At 39.7% G+C, this 18,467-nt stretch carries 17 protein-coding genes and 1 other RNA gene; 2 read left to right on the top strand and 16 right to left on the bottom strand.

Features of this window, described 5'->3' with window-relative positions:
- Nucleotides 1-67: 67 nt before the first annotated feature.
- The 6 genes from rnpB to HPC67_RS00410 form a co-directional block, all read right to left on the bottom strand.
- Nucleotides 68-444: RNase P RNA component class B (gene rnpB / locus HPC67_RS00435), an RNA gene on the bottom strand.
- Between the two features lie 56 nt (nucleotides 445-500).
- On the bottom strand, nucleotides 501-800 hold the full coding sequence (gpsB, locus tag HPC67_RS00430; RefSeq protein ID WP_217585469.1) for a cell division regulator GpsB: 300 nt from the start codon (nucleotides 798-800) through the stop codon (nucleotides 501-503).
- 222 nt (nucleotides 801-1,022) lie between these two features.
- Complete coding sequence (locus HPC67_RS00425) at nucleotides 1,023-1,427, bottom strand: cytidine deaminase (RefSeq protein WP_217585468.1); 405 nt, start codon at nucleotides 1,425-1,427, stop codon at nucleotides 1,023-1,025.
- Nucleotides 1,424-1,792, bottom strand: a complete 369-nt coding sequence (locus HPC67_RS00420; protein WP_217585467.1) for a DUF1798 family protein — start codon at nucleotides 1,790-1,792, stop codon at nucleotides 1,424-1,426. Before HPC67_RS00420 ends, HPC67_RS00425 begins: the two co-directional genes overlap by 4 nt.
- 51 nt (nucleotides 1,793-1,843) lie before the next feature.
- Nucleotides 1,844-2,086: a hypothetical protein gene (locus HPC67_RS00415; RefSeq protein WP_217585466.1), complete on the bottom strand. Its 243-nt coding sequence runs from the start codon at nucleotides 2,084-2,086 to the stop codon at nucleotides 1,844-1,846.
- Between the two features lie 386 nt (nucleotides 2,087-2,472).
- Nucleotides 2,473-3,444, bottom strand: a complete 972-nt coding sequence (locus HPC67_RS00410; protein ID WP_217585465.1) for a DUF2515 family protein — start codon at nucleotides 3,442-3,444, stop codon at nucleotides 2,473-2,475.
- A gap of 122 nt (nucleotides 3,445-3,566) precedes the next feature.
- Between HPC67_RS00410 and recU the strand changes: the two genes are divergently transcribed.
- Together recU and HPC67_RS00400 are read left to right on the top strand one after the other, a co-directional pair.
- A complete protein-coding gene (gene recU, locus HPC67_RS00405; RefSeq protein ID WP_217585464.1) occupies nucleotides 3,567-4,166 on the top strand; it encodes a Holliday junction resolvase RecU in 600 nt (199 codons plus the stop codon).
- A 3-nt stretch (nucleotides 4,167-4,169) separates the two neighbouring features.
- Nucleotides 4,170-6,860 carry a transglycosylase domain-containing protein gene (locus HPC67_RS00400; protein WP_217585463.1) on the top strand — a complete coding sequence of 897 codons (2,691 nt, stop codon included), beginning with the start codon at nucleotides 4,170-4,172 and terminating at the stop codon, nucleotides 6,858-6,860.
- Between the two features lie 185 nt (nucleotides 6,861-7,045).
- Here HPC67_RS00400 and nth read toward each other — a convergent pair whose 3' ends face one another.
- The 10 genes from nth to HPC67_RS00350 form a co-directional block, all read right to left on the bottom strand.
- Nucleotides 7,046-7,693: an endonuclease III gene (gene nth, locus HPC67_RS00395; protein WP_217585462.1), complete on the bottom strand. Its 648-nt coding sequence runs from the start codon at nucleotides 7,691-7,693 to the stop codon at nucleotides 7,046-7,048.
- A 3-nt stretch (nucleotides 7,694-7,696) separates the two neighbouring features.
- On the bottom strand, nucleotides 7,697-8,380 hold the full coding sequence (locus HPC67_RS00390; RefSeq protein ID WP_217585461.1) for a DnaD domain-containing protein: 684 nt from the start codon (nucleotides 8,378-8,380) through the stop codon (nucleotides 7,697-7,699).
- Nucleotides 8,381-8,489: 109 nt separating this feature from the next.
- Nucleotides 8,490-9,782, bottom strand: coding sequence for an asparagine--tRNA ligase (gene asnS / locus HPC67_RS00385; protein WP_217585460.1), 1,293 nt, complete (start codon nucleotides 9,780-9,782; stop codon nucleotides 8,490-8,492).
- An 18-nt stretch (nucleotides 9,783-9,800) separates the two neighbouring features.
- A complete protein-coding gene (locus tag HPC67_RS00380) occupies nucleotides 9,801-10,988 on the bottom strand; it encodes a pyridoxal phosphate-dependent aminotransferase (protein WP_217585459.1) in 1,188 nt (395 codons plus the stop codon).
- Between the two features lie 12 nt (nucleotides 10,989-11,000).
- Entirely contained in the window at nucleotides 11,001-11,525 is a 525-nt protein-coding gene (locus tag HPC67_RS00375) for a cell wall elongation regulator TseB-like domain-containing protein (protein WP_217585458.1), read from the bottom strand.
- Between the two features lie 237 nt (nucleotides 11,526-11,762).
- A complete protein-coding gene (dinG, locus tag HPC67_RS00370) occupies nucleotides 11,763-14,558 on the bottom strand; it encodes an ATP-dependent DNA helicase DinG (protein ID WP_217585457.1) in 2,796 nt (931 codons plus the stop codon).
- A 101-nt stretch (nucleotides 14,559-14,659) separates the two neighbouring features.
- On the bottom strand, nucleotides 14,660-15,703 hold the full coding sequence (locus tag HPC67_RS00365) for a biotin--[acetyl-CoA-carboxylase] ligase (RefSeq protein ID WP_217585456.1): 1,044 nt from the start codon (nucleotides 15,701-15,703) through the stop codon (nucleotides 14,660-14,662).
- A complete protein-coding gene (locus tag HPC67_RS00360) occupies nucleotides 15,679-16,884 on the bottom strand; it encodes a CCA tRNA nucleotidyltransferase (protein ID WP_425514287.1) in 1,206 nt (401 codons plus the stop codon). Before HPC67_RS00360 ends, HPC67_RS00365 begins: the two co-directional genes overlap by 25 nt.
- Nucleotides 16,881-18,011, bottom strand: coding sequence for an N-acetyl-alpha-D-glucosaminyl L-malate synthase BshA (gene bshA, locus HPC67_RS00355; protein WP_217585454.1), 1,131 nt, complete (start codon nucleotides 18,009-18,011; stop codon nucleotides 16,881-16,883). The genes HPC67_RS00360 and bshA overlap by 4 nt, the downstream gene beginning before the upstream one ends.
- Entirely contained in the window at nucleotides 18,008-18,424 is a 417-nt protein-coding gene (locus HPC67_RS00350; RefSeq protein ID WP_217585453.1) for a methylglyoxal synthase, read from the bottom strand. Before HPC67_RS00350 ends, bshA begins: the two co-directional genes overlap by 4 nt.
- Nucleotides 18,425-18,467 lie beyond the last annotated feature (43 nt).

Below are 18,467 nucleotides of genomic sequence, written 5' to 3'. Positions count from 1 at the left end.
GTTTAATGGCAAAATAAAAAACCTTACCACTATTTACGGTAGGTTTTATCATTTGACCTTAGGGATACTCGGTAAGCCATATTCTGTTCCGACGTACTTCAAACGGTGGTCAGCCTCGTACAACGGGCGTAATCATCTGTCTACAAGACGTATCTTGTCCCTTGTTCGGTTCATTTCCCTAGAAGGGTGCCCCTACCTTTGTTTGGGTTGCTCACTCGTGGGGTTTACCGCGTTCCACTCGAAATGTTTCCATTTCGATTCGTCACTGTGGCACTTTCAAGCGTACTCATCCATATCATAATGACTTAGGATCTTTCCGCTGCCGTTAGCCAATGTGGCTACCTTGACTTATCGTTTCGTCAAGCACGAACACTACAAGCATCGCAGCTTGTGTGAGTATGGACTTTCCTCTGTAGCATAAAGCTACAGCGATTACGTGAGTATCCTTACGTATTATATCATATTGCTCAGCATATACCAATGGGAAAAAATAACACCCATTAAGAGTCGCTACTGCGCTTTCCGAATACAGCTTTTTCTAAATTGGATAGTCGCTTTAACACGTCATAGTTCACTTGATGATTCGGTGTTGTTGTTTGCGTGCGAGAAGGTGTCGATTGTTTTTTCAGACGGTCATTTTCTTGCCTTAATCGATCAATTTCTTGTTGAAAAGCTTCATAGTCCTGAATGACCACATCAAGAAATTCATCCACTTCTTCTTGGTTATAGCCCCTAAGTCCTGTTTTAAAATCTTTTTCTAAAATATCATTTCCAGTTAATTTTGTACCACTGATTGTCATATCACATGTCACCTCATTATTTTTACAAAGAATCTCTACATTCCTCTATAGTACAAGTTTATTTCCGACATTTCGGTTTATGTATAACGTACAGTTTTCTTTCTTAGAAGGGCGTATTTGTCCCGATCGTGAAACGGACATCCAATCCGATACACATTGATCACGATTAAAAATAAGAAGCTGTTATCCAGCCTCTTATTGTTTTTTCAAAATGTAGGATGCTCATGTTTCATGGCTCATGTCATTTGCTTCAAATGAATAAGGTAAGAGCTCCTCCATCTTTAAAGCTGTGACATCTTTGTTTCCATTAGCTAGAAGAATTTCTGTTTCAGGTGCAAAAAATTCACTCATGACTTGACGACAAGATCCACATGGAGGAACAGGTCGCTCCGTATTAGCAATAACTGCCAGCTGCTTAAAGTCTGTAAAGCCTTCAGAAATTGCTTTAAATATTGCTACACGTTCAGCGCAGCACGTTACAGGATAAGCTGCATTTTCAATGTTACAGCCTGTATATATGTGACCAGACGACGTCATGACCGCTGCTCCGACAGAAAAATTAGAATAAGGTACGTAAGCCTTTTGCATCGCTTCTGCTGCTTTTTGAACTAAATCATGTTTATTCATGGCGTCCTCCCTGTTTTCAAACTTCTAAGCAATTGGTCGAAGATGTATTCAATTGACTGATAAAGTTCCATATAGCGTTTCTGTCTTGCATCCTTATAGTAGCTATGCATAAGCAAAAGCTCCATGTTTTCGCGAGTTGAAACAACCTGTTGTGGGTGAAGGTTAATGTCCTGTTGCTGAACGACATTGAGAGCAGTCGTTTCCCAATCAGCGAGCATATCATAAACTGGAGTAGAATCAGCTTTCATCCATAGAAAGAATTGTTTATCCTTAAAATCTTCTGGTGGGTTATTCTGCTCATACATCTGCTTAAGGCGATTGAGTTCTTTTTTTAGTTGTTCTGTTTTTACCTTTAATTGTTCCATAAAAATCCTGCCTTTTAACACTTCTTCATTATCATTATAGCATGTTTTCATTTATTTAGCATGGTTAAGTGGATAAATTTCCCCTGACATCGTTTCGAGACGATTTACAATGAGTGCGCCCGTTGAAATACGATATTGCAAGGCATAATACGCTTCATCAATTTTCCGGTCAAAGGTTTCCGTGATTGTTTCTTCTGCCATCGTTAAGCGATTCGTCATCTCAAGGAGTGTTTGTAAATATTGTGACGTCTCGACGCCGTTTCTTTCCTCTTTTTTTAATACGGGTATTGTCACGATAATCACTTCCCCTTTCTTCATTTATTGTTACATTCGATAGAACGATTTAAATCCCTTCATAGTCGACAAAACTAGAAAGGAATAGCTAAAAAAGTGTATTTTTGTAATGTATTCGCGCCTATCGTGGCACACTATAAATATTCCTAAGACCATTATCTAGGAATAGCTTTTAATCCTTTACATGCTTAAGGGCTTAGAATAAACAGGCTTCAAATCAATACCTAAATATACAATACGAGGAGGATCAGTATGAAGGAAAACGAGAAACATTATGAAAAACAAAAGATTAAAAAGCGCAAGCAACAAGGTGACATAAAACAACGGGACAAAAAATTGGCAGGCCCTAATCGTCCTGCGACTTAATATTTCAAATAACCCAGACATCATTGGTCTGGGTTATTTGCTTTTAATAGATGCTTCATATGGTTATATATAAATAACAGATGTCTCTTTTGATAAAATGTTGAGCTGAAATCTCTTGCATCATCTACATTAATGGGCTTTCTCCATTTAGGTTTTACGTCTCTTTCGGAATACCAGTCACGGCGTACATGATCATTATGCTGAATGATTGGGTATGCGCATCTTAATGGCGGTGCATATGGAAATGGCACATCGACATAACGCTCATAATCCCGTCTTGAACCGGTATGCTCAATATGTCGAACGAAATCAATAACATCTGGATAAACACTCGTATCAAACAGCGCTAAAGCAAGTTTTTTACCAAGTTGAATCCGCTTTGTCACATGTGTAAATGCCTTTACAGGATATTCGTACATAGTAGTTGACCGTGTAGGTAATATAACCGCATTCATCCCAAGAAGATTTTGTAATACATACGGGATGTCATGAAATACCTTTTCTTTAAAAAATGATTGCGCGATAACAGGCCCTTCTATCACATTTTGCTCATTAATAATTTGAGCTGTCATTAAACGGTTCAAATCTCTGTAGTGCCAAAAATGTTCCCATTCCTTTATGATGAATGAAGATACATGAAACGCATGCAAGACATTAAACATCGGTTTATTGATGTGCTGCGACCATTTGTATACGAGTAATTGCGGATATGCATCCGAAAAGATAAGCCAATTGGCACGCTCATACGTCATGAATAGCCACCTGATTTCTTTGTCGCTTAGCATATTCATATAAGGCGGCAATAGAAGATCTGTCATATTCCAACCTGCGTTTCGAGAAACGACTGAGGCTAACAAAGCCCATTTAATGTCTGGTTGCGAAAAATAAAAGCTTTGATACGCTTTCGTTCGAGAAATGTTATCGATATTGTGCGAACGCGTCTGTTTTATTATATAATGAATGTAATCATCCACTCCCATATGGATATACATGATAACCACTCAACTTCCTATTTTTATTTGTTAATATGGCTTTCGACACATAAAATATGCTCAAGGGTTATCATGACATGGTTGTTTCTGGTATGATACTGTGAGTAATGGGGGTGCCATAAATGAATTATCCCAATGGGCGTAAAAAACAAGGACAATCGTTCCATCAACCGAAGCAAAAGGAAGGGTTTGGTAAACGCGGTATGACGCTTGAGGACGATATAAATGTAACCAATACATATTATATATCGACAAATAAAGCAGTCGTGCATAAAAAACCAACACCCGTTCAAATCGTAAAGGTTCACTATCCAAAGCGAAGTGCAGCTGTTATTACAGAAGGCTACTTTAAACAAGCATCAACAACAGACTATAATGGCATATATCGAGGCCGATATATTGACTTCGAAGCAAAGGAGACTAAAAGCACAACCCGATTCCCTCTTGCCAACATTCATGAGCATCAAGCAGAGCATATGAAAGCGATTATTGCACATGGGGGGATTGCATTTATGATTATTCGGTTCACAATGTTGGACCTCACTTATTTACTAGATGCAGAAAAGCTTTTGAGTTACTGGTACGGCCAAAACAAAGGCGGCAGAAAGTCCATTCCTTTAACTTACATTGAACAGGAGGGCTTTCACATTCCGTTTCACTACCAGGCGCGAGTTGATTATTTAAAAATAGTCGATAGGCTTTATTTTAGATCGGAGGAATAAGCCATGACGGAAAACAATAAATCCCGGACGGCACGTAGAAAACAAAAAAAATCAGGTAAAAAAATAAATTGGAAAAAAATCCTTTTGATAGGACTCATAATTGGTCTTGTCGGATTTATCAGTGTAGGCGGTTTATTTACCTATTATGCAGCAACAGCACCAGATATTGACCCAGAAAAACTACAGGACCCGTTCTCTTCTAAATTTTATGATATTAATGGAGATCTTATTGGTGACCTTGGCACTGACCAACGTACAAAAATTGAGTTTGATGACCTCCCTCCTATCCTCATCGATGCGGTAACAGCAACTGAGGACGTTCGTTTTTTTGAGCATTCTGGCATTGATTTAAGACGGATTGGTGGCGCGATTATCGGTAATATAAAAAACGGTTTTGGCTCTGAGGGTGCCAGTACGATTACACAACAGGTTGTAGAAAACTCCTTTTTATCCCGTGAGAAAAAAATCAAATTAAAGGTTCAAGAACAATGGATGGCTTTAAAGCTTGAGAGAGAATATGATAAAGAAGAGATTCTCGCCATGTATTTAAATAAGATCTTTTACGGAAGTAATGCCTATGGCGTCGCAAAAGCAGCAGAGATCTATTTCGGTAAGACAGATTTAAATGATCTAACCTTACCTGAAGCAGCAATCCTTGCAGGGTTGCCACAGCGGCCAACAGCTTACAATCCATATGAAAACCCGGATTTAATGAAGGAACGTATGGATACGGTTCTTAATCTAATGGTGCGTCACGATAAGATTACGGAACAACAAGCGGATAAAGCTAGACAAGTCGATATTACATCTCTATTGGCAGGTAAGAAGCCTCAAGCAACACCATACGAAGCTTTTGTTCAACAGGTGAAAGAAGAAGTCAAAGCAAAAGCAGATGATGCGGATATTTATACAGACGGTCTAAAAATATATACGACCCTCGATCCATCTATTCAAGAGCATGTCGAATTTTTATTAACGCGTGATGGCGAGCATGGTATCGTTTACCCAGAGGACAAAGAAGACCAAGATGGCAATAAACGTAAATTCGAAGCCGGCTTGACCGTTCTTGACACGAAAACGGGTGCCATTCGTGCGATCGGTGGAGCCATTGATGGAGTGGAAAATGATAGCTGGAATTATGCGATATCTGGAACAGGGAGACAACCAGGATCGACGTATAAACCGATCATTTCTTATGCGCCCGCTATTGAATACAATAAGCTGTCTACTTATCATCAATTAGATGATACAAAGCCATATCAATTAAAAGGAACAAATAAAACGGTTGATAACTGGGATCAAGGCTTCCATGGTTGGGTCACGATGAGAACAGGTTTAGTACAATCATACAACGTTCCAACATTACACTTACTAGAAGAAGTCGGTAACGGTAAGGCCCAAGCTTTTGCTGAATCACTCGGCATTACCTTCCACGATGACAAGATGATGACGACTGACGCGATTGGTGGCGGTTCAGACGTTACCCCATTGACGCTTGCAGGTGCTTATCGGGCGTTTGGTAATGAAGGTGTTTATAATGAGCCTTATGCCGTAACGAAAATCGTTTTTCAAGATGGTGAAACACTTGAATTTAACCCTGAACCAAAAGCGGTTATGTCTGATTACACTGCTTATATGGTAACCGATATGCTTAAAGACGTCATTAAATACGGTACAGGGGCGAAGATTAACCTTCCAGGGGTACCTGTTGCTGGTAAAACTGGAACAACGAATGATGCAGCTGATATATGGTTCAGTGGTTACACGACCAATTACACGATGTCTGTTTGGACAGGGTATGCAGGTGGTAATGATCTAAGTGTAGATAATCGGACTATTGCGCGACAGCTGTTCGAAAAGACAATGAGTACCATTTCCAAAGATATTGATACACCGGATTGGTCGATGCCGAGCTCTGTTGTAAAAGTTCAAGTTGAAAAAGGGTCTAACCCTCCTGCTCTTCCTAGTGAGTACACACCAGAATCAGAGATCGTCACAGAACTGTTTGTAAAAGGGACCGAGCCGACGAAGACATCAGAAAAATATGATCAGCTTGATCCAGTAAGTGAGCTAACAGCTGAGTATAACGAAGAACAACAGCTTATAGATGTATCGTGGGCATATGAGTCAGACGAAGAAGTCTCGTTTGAAATTAGTGCCGCCATTGATGATGGCGATATGAAACGGCTATCCTCTACTGATAAAAAGTCGATTGAAATCTCTAACGTAGAGCCTGGATCTGAATACGCCATTCAAGTGGTTGTTGTTGGAGAGGATACCGAAGCAGCTAATAGTGAGCCTGAAACGGTCACCGTCTTAATACCTGAAGACATTCCTGAAGAAGATGAAGAAAACGACGAGAACGATGGGAATGAAGAAATAGAATTACCAGCAGTTGAAGATTTAACGGCGCAATATCTACCTTCTGAAGCGAATTCGATGATTGATGTGAGTTGGACATATAATGGCCCACCTGCATCATTTGAAGTGAAGGTGAGTGGTCCAAATAGCAAAACACAAATTGTTCGTACTGAAGGTATTGAAATAACAGGTGAATTGGCCCCTGGTGAATACACAATTACCGTTACACCAATAGGGACAGACATTGCCACGGAGGATATAAGAGGTCCAGAAAAGGTAACTACAGTCGTCATTGAACCACCTAATGAAGACGCAGGAAATCAATCAGAGTAACATACCAAACAAACTGAAATAAAGGGGCACACTCATTGTTTTTGATGAGTGTGCCCCTTTTTTCTGATTGATCTTTAGTTGCTTGACTGGAACGAAAGATCGCCGAAGAAATGCCCGCAGAAAGGCGTCCCTTTAAGGCACGTCCATATGCTGTCAACTTCTCATTATCATGCTTAAATCATCTCTTAACGCTTCTTCATACGTTTCTGACCTTCGCGACACACAACGAGCAGTGGGCACTCTGTGCAATTCGGATTTCTCGCTTTACAATGATATCGACCAAAAAAAATCATTCTATGATGCGTATCAGACCATTCGTCTTTAGGTACTTTTTTCATTAATGTTTGCTCAACTTCAAGAACGGTATCTTTCCAACGGCAAATCCCTAACCGTTTCGATACACGTTCGACATGGGTATCAACCGCAATGGCAGGTTCTTTAAAGGCGACCGATGCGACTACATTTGCCGTTTTACGTCCAACACCTGCTAATTCCATTAGATCATCTTTTGAACGAGGAACTTCGCCATTATATTGATCAATTAGTGATTGACACAGCTTCTGTATATTTTTTGCCTTGTTCCGATACAATCCAATCGATCGTATATCCTGCTGAAGTTCTTCAAGTGATACAGCCAAAAAATCCTCAGGCGTTTTGTATTTCTTAAACAGCTCATCCGTGACCTTATTGACTAAAACATCCGTACATTGTGCCGACAATAAAACAGCGATTACGAGCTCGAAAGGGTTCGCATGGTTTAATTCACAAGCCGCATGTGGAAACATTTTCTCCATCTCATCTAAGCAAAAGCGAATTTCCTTTTTATTCAACATCCATTAATCGTCCCCTTCAAGCCAATTATAGTATATTGACGTATCCCTTTTTTGAGCAGGAGCTTGCTGTTGGTCACTCTGTTGTTTGCCGTGAAATGCTTTACCTGCTTCTCTTGCCTGTTCGACCGTACGTATGCCTTTCTTCTTCCATTCTCGCAAAATACGGTCAATGTACTTAAAGTTAAGTTTGCCCATTAAAACCGCTTCCCTTAGCGCAGCCTTAATTAAAGCCGGCTTCATACGATCTTCATCCAGCCATATGTTCACGGTTTCTATTTCGAAGGGCGATAACGGTCTACCAAACTCTTGCTCAAATAAAATGAACAGCGTCCCTTCATTGTTCTCATCATGTTCCTTCGGTTGAGTGTACATTTTTTCTAAAAGCGGATTAAGGGAATATGTCTCACTTAATTGCCCATATTCATTTTTCGTTTCATTTATTTCCAGTAAGTTTTTTTGCACGAGCTTACGTAATATAAGGATACACGCTTCCTCATCCAAACTGACATGCGCTGCCAAATTACTCGGTGTCGGAAAGGCGACCTGCATATACATAAACCGATATAGTTGCAATATAACCATTGCTTCCTTTTCATCCAGACCGAATTTGGTATAAGACGCCAAGAATTGATTTGGAATAGGTATTTGATCCATCATAATGGCCTGTTGATTCAATGAATTTGTCATTCGATTGCACCTCATATAAAGTATAGCATGTTTATGAACGTTACTTTAAATTATGTGAAAGCAAGACCCTCTGCAACTGAAATATGCAGAGGGTAATGCCTCAAGTGATTTATGGATAAAGGCGGTTGAGAAGACGTGGAAATGGTATTGTTTCACGAACGTGTTCGACCCCACAAATCCAGGCGACAGTCCGCTCAAGTCCTAATCCAAATCCGGAATGTGGCACATTACCGTATTTCTGTAAATCAAGATACCATTGATAGGCATCGCCAGTTAATCCGTGTTCTTCATAGCGTTGTTGCATCAATTCTAAGTCATCAATTCGCTGTGAACCACCGATAATCTCACCATAGCCTTCTGGTGCAATTAAATCTGCACAAAGAACGACTTCAGGTCTACCAGGTACCGGCTTCATATAAAAAGCTTTAATGTGAGCTGGGTAGTTAACAATAAAAACTGGTTTATCAAATTCTTCGGCTATCGCTGTCTCGTGAGGTGCACCAAAGTCTTCTCCCCACTCAATATCGTCAAACCCTTTTTCCTTTAAAAGCGTAATAGCATCATCGTATGATATACGTGGGAAAGGTGCTTTCACGTTTTCTAGCTTCTCGATATCACGCTCGAGCGTTTTTAATTCAAGCTGACAATTTTTTAATACGGATTCAACGACGAATGAAATATACGCCTCTTGTATATCCAAGCTTTCATCATGATCCACAAAAGCCATCTCCGGCTCAATCATCCAAAACTCGATTAAATGGCGTCTCGTTTTTGATTTTTCTGCTCGGAAGGTTGGTCCAAATGAGAATACTTTTCCGAGTGCCATGGCAGCGGCCTCCATATAAAGCTGACCACTTTGTGATAAATAAGCTTCTTCACCGAAGTATTCAGTATGAAATAGTTCAGTCGTTCCTTCCGCAGAAGAACCTGTTAAAATTGGCGGATCAATCTTGACATATCCATTATCATTAAAAAATTGGAACGTTGAACGAATAATTTCGTTACGGACTTTCATAATAGCATGCTGTTTTTTAGATCTTAGCCATAAATGGCGATGATCCATTAAAAACTCTGTACCATGTTCTTTCGGTGTGATTGGATAGTCATGTGCTTCATGAATCATTTCAATGTTCGTTGCATGCATTTCATAGCCCAATGGTGACCGTTTATCTTCAACGATCGTGCCAGTTATGTAAAAAGATGACTCTTGTGTCATATTTTTAGCGACGTTAAACACTTCTTCAGTAACATCATTTTTGGCAACGACAGCTTGCATAAAGCCTGTACCATCTCTTAATTGAAGAAAGGCAATCTTGCCGCTTGAACGTTTATTGGCTAGCCAAACGCCAATTGTTACTTCTTTTCCTTCATATGCTTTTACATTAGATATTGTTGTTTTCATTCTAAAGACCTCCAGTTGCTATTTTATTTTGTGATTTAAAACAAAGCGTTTGATGCGTTTTGCTGCTTCTTCCAACGTATCTAAAGATGTTGCATATGATAAACGCACATTGTTTGGAGCTCCAAATCCGGAGCCAGGTACAAGTGCAACACGTTCTTCTTCAAGAAGTGCTGCAACCCATTCGTCGACAGTTGTAAAACCGTTTAAATGCACAGTCTTTTCAACGTTAGGAAATAAATAGAACGCCCCTTTTGGCTTACGACACGTGACACCAGGAATATCAATGATCATATTATAAAGCCGATCCAAACGCTCTGAAAAATGTGCACGCATATTAATAATATCTGATTTTGGTCCCTCATATGCGGCAAGAGCTGCATACTGGGATATGGATGCTGGGTTAGAGGTTGCATGAGACGCCATACTTGTCATCGCTTTAATGATGTTTTTGTTCCCCGCAGCAAACCCAATACGCCACCCTGTCATGGCATGCGATTTGGAAACACCGTTAATAATAACGGTTTGTTCTTTAAGTGCTTGCGACAATTGAGCAATTGACACATGCTTGTCATCGGTATAAATAAGTTCCTCATAAATTTCGTCAGAGACAATTAATACATCATGTTTAACACAAATATCGCCTAATGTGCGCAGTTCCTCTGCATCATACATCATGCCTGTCGGATTACTAGGTGAATTAATGATGACAGCTTTTGTTTTTGATGTAATCGCCTGTTCCAGTTGTTCAGGTGTAAGTTTAAAATCATTTTGTTCTTGGGCATTCACGATAACAGGCTTTCCCCCTGCTAATTTAACTTGCTCAGGATAACTCACCCAATACGGAGCTGGAACGATCACCTCATCATCCTCATCTAACAAGACTTGAAACAAGTTGTATAGCGCATATTTCGCACCTGATGTCACGATAATTTCATCTGTGGCATACGTCAGTTCATTGTCTCGCTTTAATTTGTTGACGATCGCCTGCTTTAACTCAACAATTCCACCAGCCGGTGTATATTTCGTGTGCCCGTTTTGCATGGCATTCTGGGCCGCTGCAATAATAAATTCAGGTGTATTAAAATCAGGTTCACCAACACCAAGACCAATTACATCATGCCCAGCCTTTTTAAGTTCTTGTGCCTTTGCTGATATGGCCAAAGTTGGTGATGGTGACAATGATTGTATGCGTTCAGCCAAGTTCATTTATGATCCCCCTTATTTAAAATTCCGCTTGAATCGTAATTGCTCATATCGCTGCCCATCCTGCATTGATACATAATCAAGTACATGACGGTCATGCTCATCTTTGTAGGTGAGCTCCCATAATGGATTGGACTCTATCATAGCAGCTTGTATATCCAATAACTCACAGCTCTGACACGTCTCATTCCATTCTTTTTCAATGTCTTGTTCTGTCATCATATCTGTTCGGTTAAACGTCATCATATCTGCATCTGAATCGTTTATTGGTACAAAAACAACTTTATCATTGCCACGCTCAGTCGTTCCAAATACAATATGATAACTTATCGCTTCGTGAAAAACGTCGATATGCTCAACAGAGACAATGTCTGTCTTTTCGATTACAGTCTCTTCTGTTTTTGCAAAACCTGCGTCTCTTTCTGCCTGTATTTGATGAATGGTAACCATACCATAAATGATTAGGCCTATTGCGAGTATAACACCAGAAATTCCAATCCATTTGAGCCAGTAAAACAACACGTGCTTTTTAGATGACATGTTGCTCAATCCTTTCTTTGCCCATCAAAAACCCGTTATATAAAATGTTTAACCACATGTTGATTGCATCACACTCCCAAGGCGGCATATTTTTGTCAGACATAGTTCTTACCCCTATGTGCATAATGTAAGTACAGACGCTTCTTAGATGATGTGTCGGCGAGTGTTATAAAATGACGAACAAAAATGATTAACCCATACCTTTATATGAGCTGGTGTGTCGCTACACCAGCTTTTTTAAAACCATTTTTTAGCATATTGAATTAAATTAGATGTTGAATCATGAATCACGGGTACGTCTGGAATCGACTTTGTAAAAAAGCGTCCATAACGTGATTTAACAATACGTGCATCACATACGAATACGATACCACGATCTTGTGTTGAGCGAATTAAACGGCCAAAACCTTGCTTGAATCGAATAACCGCTTGTGGTAATGCTAACTCCATAAAGGCGTTTTTGCCTTGTTCTTTTAATATATGCCCCCTTGCCTCAAAAGCCGGTTGACCAGGAGGCTGAAACGGAAGGCGTACAATTACAAGGCTGGATAAATCCTCCCCTGGAATATCAACACCCTCCCAAAAAGAGCTTGTCCCTAACAAAATGGCTTGATCAAATGTCTGGAAATTCTTTTTCAAGCGACTTCGACTACCACTTGTAATACCTTGAGCAAATAAAACAAATTGTCCCGAATCAAGCGTTTCTTTTAACAAATCATATGATCTTCGTAGCATATCGTATGATGTAAACAAGACAAGCATTCTTCCGTTGGTCACTTCTGCTAACGATACAATAGCCTCACAAGTTGCATATATAAATTCATCAACATTGCCATGCTTTATATCAGGAAAATCTTTCGGAACCATAAGCTTAACTTGATCCTCATAATTAAAGGGCGATTTAATATGTGCCGTTTTAGCATCACTCGGTACACCTAGTCTATTCATCATATATGAAAATGACTGATTCATTGTGAGTGTAGCACTCGTTAATATAATGCTGTTCTTTTTCATAAAAAATGACTCGTGGAGTATATCAGATACCTCCAACGGCTCGCTAAATATGCTTACTGTATTTTTTGACCCGGACCTATCTATTTCAAGCCATTTCACAACGTTTTGATCATCTTCTAATAAAAATAAGCTTTCAATTTGATCAATGACGTCTTGAAGTTTGCCAATATGATCCTCGGCTTCCTCCCAAATGAGATCGGCTTTTGCACAATTTGATACAGGTTCCTTTAGCAAAGTCAACATATGTATTAAGTCACGCAAATAAAACGTGAGCCTTGCGCACATGTCAACGATAACTGCCCATTTTTGACCATCTTCCTGTTGATGTTTAAACCGATATTGGATACGCCCTATATCACTGATCACATCTGCACGATTCTGTTTTAGTTTAACATATTGGAACAATTGATTGAAGAAATCGTCAATTTCTTTTTTTGTCTCATGATACGTGTCATGCCACTTTTCCTCAGCAAATGGCCTTAGCTGTACATCAATCTCATTGATGACCCTGTCTAACCAATCGCCGTCCTTCGCTGAACCGATTTGATTAAGAACATACTGGATACCTTGATAATCAAGCTTTAAACCGTAATGTCTAGATACAGTATCTTCAAGGTGATGCGCCTCATCCACAATCGCCTTATCGTAAGCCGGGATAAAATTAGAATCATTTAAAAGGTCTGTACATAGCAACGCATGGTTGGTAACGATAACGTTCGCCTTTTGTGCACGCTGTCGCGCTTTTTGATAATACGATTTACTGAACCAGATAGAATCTGATCGATGATACCCCTCTCCTTCTGCTGATACCTTATTATAAAAGGCGTATCCACTCGAAGGAAGGGTTACTTCCTCAATATCACCTGTTTTCGTTTCGGTGAGCCATATTAAAAGCATAGCTTTTGTTAATGTAATGCCATAATGGTCATATTCGGTCGTATTCAGTTCTTGGGAAAACTTTTCCAAACTAATATAATGTCGCTTTCCTTTTAAAAGAGCGATCTTAAAAGGGAACGGTAAGAGCGATTTTACAAGCGGGACTTCTTCCTCTAATAATTGTGACTGTAATTGTGTTGTATATGTACTTATGACAACCCTCGAGGACGTTCGGTATGCTTCATAAATTGCTGGTATTAAATAAGCCAATGATTTGCCTGTCCCTGTTTCTGCTTCGATAAGCGCATGCTTCTGAGACTGAAACGCATCAAAAATAGCCTCAGACATAAAGCGTTGGCCTGGTCGTTTTTCATACCGCTCAAGTTTCTGCGACAATACACCTTCTTCTTCATAAATGTCATCCAACAAATCACCATAGGAAGAGATGTCTTCCTCATCATGAGTGATGATATCGTCCGTCTTTTTAATTGCAAGCCCTTTAAAGATGTCAATATCATCACGATCAACAAAGTCGAATTCAAGTGCATCACGACGCGCACTTAACAAATGCTGGATATTGGATTTAAGCTGATGTGACAATCGTTCTAAGTGAACAATTGTTTCGTATGGCAATTGATTCATTTTCGCGATACTTTTAATGAGCACCTTTCCAGTAACAATCGCATCAGATAAAGCACGATGTGGATCTTCATGTTGAATCTTTAAATAATCAGCAAGCTGACCGAGCTTAAATGCTGGGGCTGTTGGATATAGAATTCTAGCGAGCTCAACAGTGTCAATGACCGGATTTGTTAGCTTTGGTAATCCTTCCAGCAAAAATGCATCATTAAGAAAGCCTACATCGAAGTCTGCATTATGTGCCACTAGAAAACAATCTGCTAGTAAGCCCTTTATATGATCAACAACATCACCAAACAAGGGAGCTGAAGCCACATCTTCATCAGATATCCCTGTTAGAGACGTAATAAAAGTTGGAATCGTCATATTAGGATTAATTAAAGTTGAATACTGATCAACAATCTGATGATCTTCAATGATGACAAGTCCAATTTCAATAATTTTATCATGTGATTTAGGCGAATGCCCTGTTGTCTCTAAATCAATTACTGCATATTTGGTCATGGTAATCCCCTTAATCTCCTACTATGTACGCAATCAATCATTAAAAATTGATTAAGTGCATTTATATCATAGCAGACTCTACGTTTACGTCAACATTGCTGTTAATCAGAAGCCTCGTTAACAGTCGGTGGACCGTATTCATGCGCCGCTGCAACGTCCTGTTTTTCGTCCCAATCGATTTCAGCCGAATAAATCTTTCTTACATCTCCGGCTTGTTCAATGAGTAAAGCACCGTCATCGGCAATCCCACAAAATTGAACATCCTCTGAATGGTGATGTGTCGTTACCCGGATGAGCTGGTTCATCCGATAGGCGTGTTGTTCCCACAAGATTTTAATCGGTTTAAACCCTTGCTTGAGGTAAATTTCATACATGTCTTCAAATACATCGAGGATACGGTGAATGATTTGTACTAAACTCCATGTTAACCCCGTTTCTTGGTACAACGACGTCGCGCGTTCTGTTAATGGATCATTTAAGTCTTCATCAGTATGGTTTACATTAATACCGATCCCAACAATGACGTATTGAATTTGATCCTGTTCAGCTTGCATTTCGGTTAAAATACCGACGACTTTTTTTCCGTTTATTAAAATGTCATTTGGCCATTTAATTTGTGCATCAACGCTTGTATCGGTTCTGAGCACTTTTGCAATTGCACAAGCTGTTAGCAATGTTAATTGAGGTGCTAAATGAGGCAATATCTTGGGACGTAAAATGATACTCATCCATATACCCTTGTCTTTCGTTGATTGCCACTTACGATTAAGTCTCCCTCTTCCAGCTGTTTGCTCATTCGCTACAACAACTGTTCCATGCTTTGCATCAGATTGAGCAGCTTCATGGGCAGTGAATTGTGTAGACGTGGTCGTTTGTTTATGAATGATCGATTGTCCTAACCACTTCGTTGTCAGACCCCATTGAATTGCATTGACACTTAACGTATTGGGAAACTGTTCAATGCGATAGCCTTTATTCGGAACTGCTTTTACGCCAAAGCCATCATGCTCTAAATCTTTCATATGCTTCCACACAGCTGTTCTTGAAATTCCGAGTTGATCTGATAATTGCTGTCCAGAGATATAAGCATCTTTCTCGGCAGTATCCACTAATAATTGAATTAATCGATGTCGGGTGGATGACATATAATCCACTCCTTTAACTCATTTTTATGGTTCATGAGAGTCCCCATAACGACATTTTTTTCTATACTTGCAAGCATTTCTTTTAACCAAGGGCCTGGTTTTAATTCAGGAAAGAGCTGTTGCAAGTCATGTCCGTTTATGGCTAAATCATGTTTAGATGTTATTTGTAACGTTTGTTTCAACTGACGTATCTCTTGTACGGTAACGTCGTTTAATTTTAGGATGTGAACGAGCGTCATAAAGTGTTCAATATGTTTGTCATTAAGATGATAGACGAACCACTGATCAAGACCATGCATATGATAATACGTTAAGGCATGTGTCAATGCCATAGCTTCATGCTTTGTTTTGTTCGACGCCTTCCACTCTCGTATCCATGTATTCATCGGAATGTCTGAGCGCTGAAAATGACACAATGCAATAAATTGAGCAAACGATTGTAATGGTGTCTTTAAGTCCATCATGAGCTTGAACACACCTGGATGATCTTTAAATACAGGTAAGTGCTTGTAAATACCAGTTTGGTCTAGGTAAGAAACACCTGTTTGAATAAACGCACCTGACAGGAACTTTTCCATTTCTGTCCGGATACGTTCTACCGCTAAATGAGCCACTTCCCGTTTCATTTCAATCATACATTCCAAAGTTGTTTGTTCAATTGTAAACCCGAGCTGTGCTGAGAATCGAAGCCCTCGAATCATCCGAAGGGCGTCCTCACTAAACCGTTTCCGACTATCTCCTACTGTTCGAATCAGGTTTGTTTTGATATCAGACTGACCATTAAATGGATCTATTATTAGTCCGTGATGGTCCATAGCAAGGGCGTTCATCGTGAAGTCTCTGCGCTTAAGATCTTCAACGATAGACTTTACAAACGTTACCGAGTCAGGGTGGCGTTGGTCAGAGTATTGTCCATCTACACGAAAGGTCGTGACCTCATATGATTCACCTTCATGTCTAACAATCACTGTTCCATGCTCGATCCCAACCGGAATAACCTTGGAAAAGATACGTTGAACGTCTTCTGGTGATGCGGACGTCGCAATATCGATATCTCCTATAGCGCGTTTGAGTAACCAATCCCTTACACAGCCCCCAACAAAAAAAGCCTCATGGCCCTGCTGGTGAAGCTGTTCAATTATACCAATCGCTTTTTGAAATGGATGCTTCAAGGTGATCACTCTTTCTCGGTCTGTAACACATCTTTATAGACTTGCATGTATTGTTGTAATATTTTTTCGGTGTTAAATTGTGTTTTTGCATGTTGAACTGCGTTATAAGAAAATTGCTTTAGACGTTCATCATTAGAGAGCAATTCAATCGCATAATGGGCAGCAGCATGGATATCCCCTACTTCCACGACGAACCCTGTTTCACCTTGTGATATAACTTCAGGTATGCCGCCAGTGTTCGTGCCAATGCACGGGACTTCACATGCCATAGCCTCAAGCAAAACGAGACCAAAGCTTTCTTTTTCGGACATTAACAATTTCAAATCTGAAATCGACAAAAGGTCACTAATATTTTTCTGTTTCCCTAAAAGTAATATATCGTCTTCAAGACCTAACTGCTTCGTTAACTCATACGCTTCAGAATACTCAGGGCCATCTCCAATTAATAACAGCTTTGCATCAACTTGTTGGTTAATTAAATGAAATGTCTGTATCACATCTCTAATACGTTTCACCTTACGAAAATTAGAAATGTGAATGATCACTTTTTCGGTTTCTTGAATACCATATTGTTTTTTGAGGAGTGGCAACTGTTTTTTGAAGTATTCCGCTTCATTGACAAAATTATAGATGACATGAATGTCTTTATGAACGTCTAGCGTGTCTTGGGTTTGCTTAACAAGACTTTGCGATACAGCTGTAACAGCATCTGATTGTTCAATGCCGTGTTTAATCATATTTTTAAAAATATCGTCAATGCCTAATACCGTAATATCTGTCCCGTGTAATGTCGTCACAATTTTAACCTTATGTTTAGCAATATCTCGAGCCAAAATGGCACAAATAGCATGGGGCATTGCATAATGAACATGGAGTATATCTAGCTTTTCTCGATCGATGACTTCTGCCATTTTTGAAGCAAGGGCTAAATCATAAGGCGGATACTGAAAAACGGGATAATGGCTCGGCTCTACTTCATGATAATATATTGATGGATTAACTTGGTTCAGTCGAAAAGGCAAACTGGATGTAATAAAGTGTATTTCATGACCTTGTTGAGCAAGCAACATGCCTAATTCAGTTGCTACGACCCCTGAACCGCCTACAGTTGGGTAACATGTGATACCAATTTTCATGAATTGTTGTTCTTCCTCTCAGCTACAATCTCGCGCCATTGTAAATCGCCTCGTTCGAGCCCTCTAATTGTAATTTCTGCAGCAGCTATATTAGTTGCTAATGGAATAAGATGTACATCACATAACCGCATGAGAGCGCTAACGTCGGGTTCATGAGGCTGGGCTGTTAATGGGTCACGGAAAAAAATCACAATATCCATTGCGTTTTCGGCAATCATTGCGCCTATTTGCTGATCGCCGCCCTGTGGACCTGATTGAAATCGTGTAACTTGCATAGCCGTTGCCTCTTGAATGAGCTTTCCTGTTGTTCCTGTGGCATATAGCTTATGGTCCTTTAGGACATGTTTATAAGCTAAACTAAAACGAATCATTTCTTCTTTCTTATTATCGTGAGCAATTAAAGCGATGTTCATAATATTCACCCCATATGTATTGTGTTATCGTCATGCTGTTTTT

This window comes from Lentibacillus saliphilus (genome assembly GCF_019093865.1).
Taxonomy (GTDB): Bacteria; Bacillota; Bacilli; order Bacillales; family Amphibacillaceae; genus Lentibacillus_B; species Lentibacillus_B saliphilus.
Note: the sequence above shows the minus strand (reverse complement) of the source record. Positions and strands in the feature narration are given on the sequence as shown.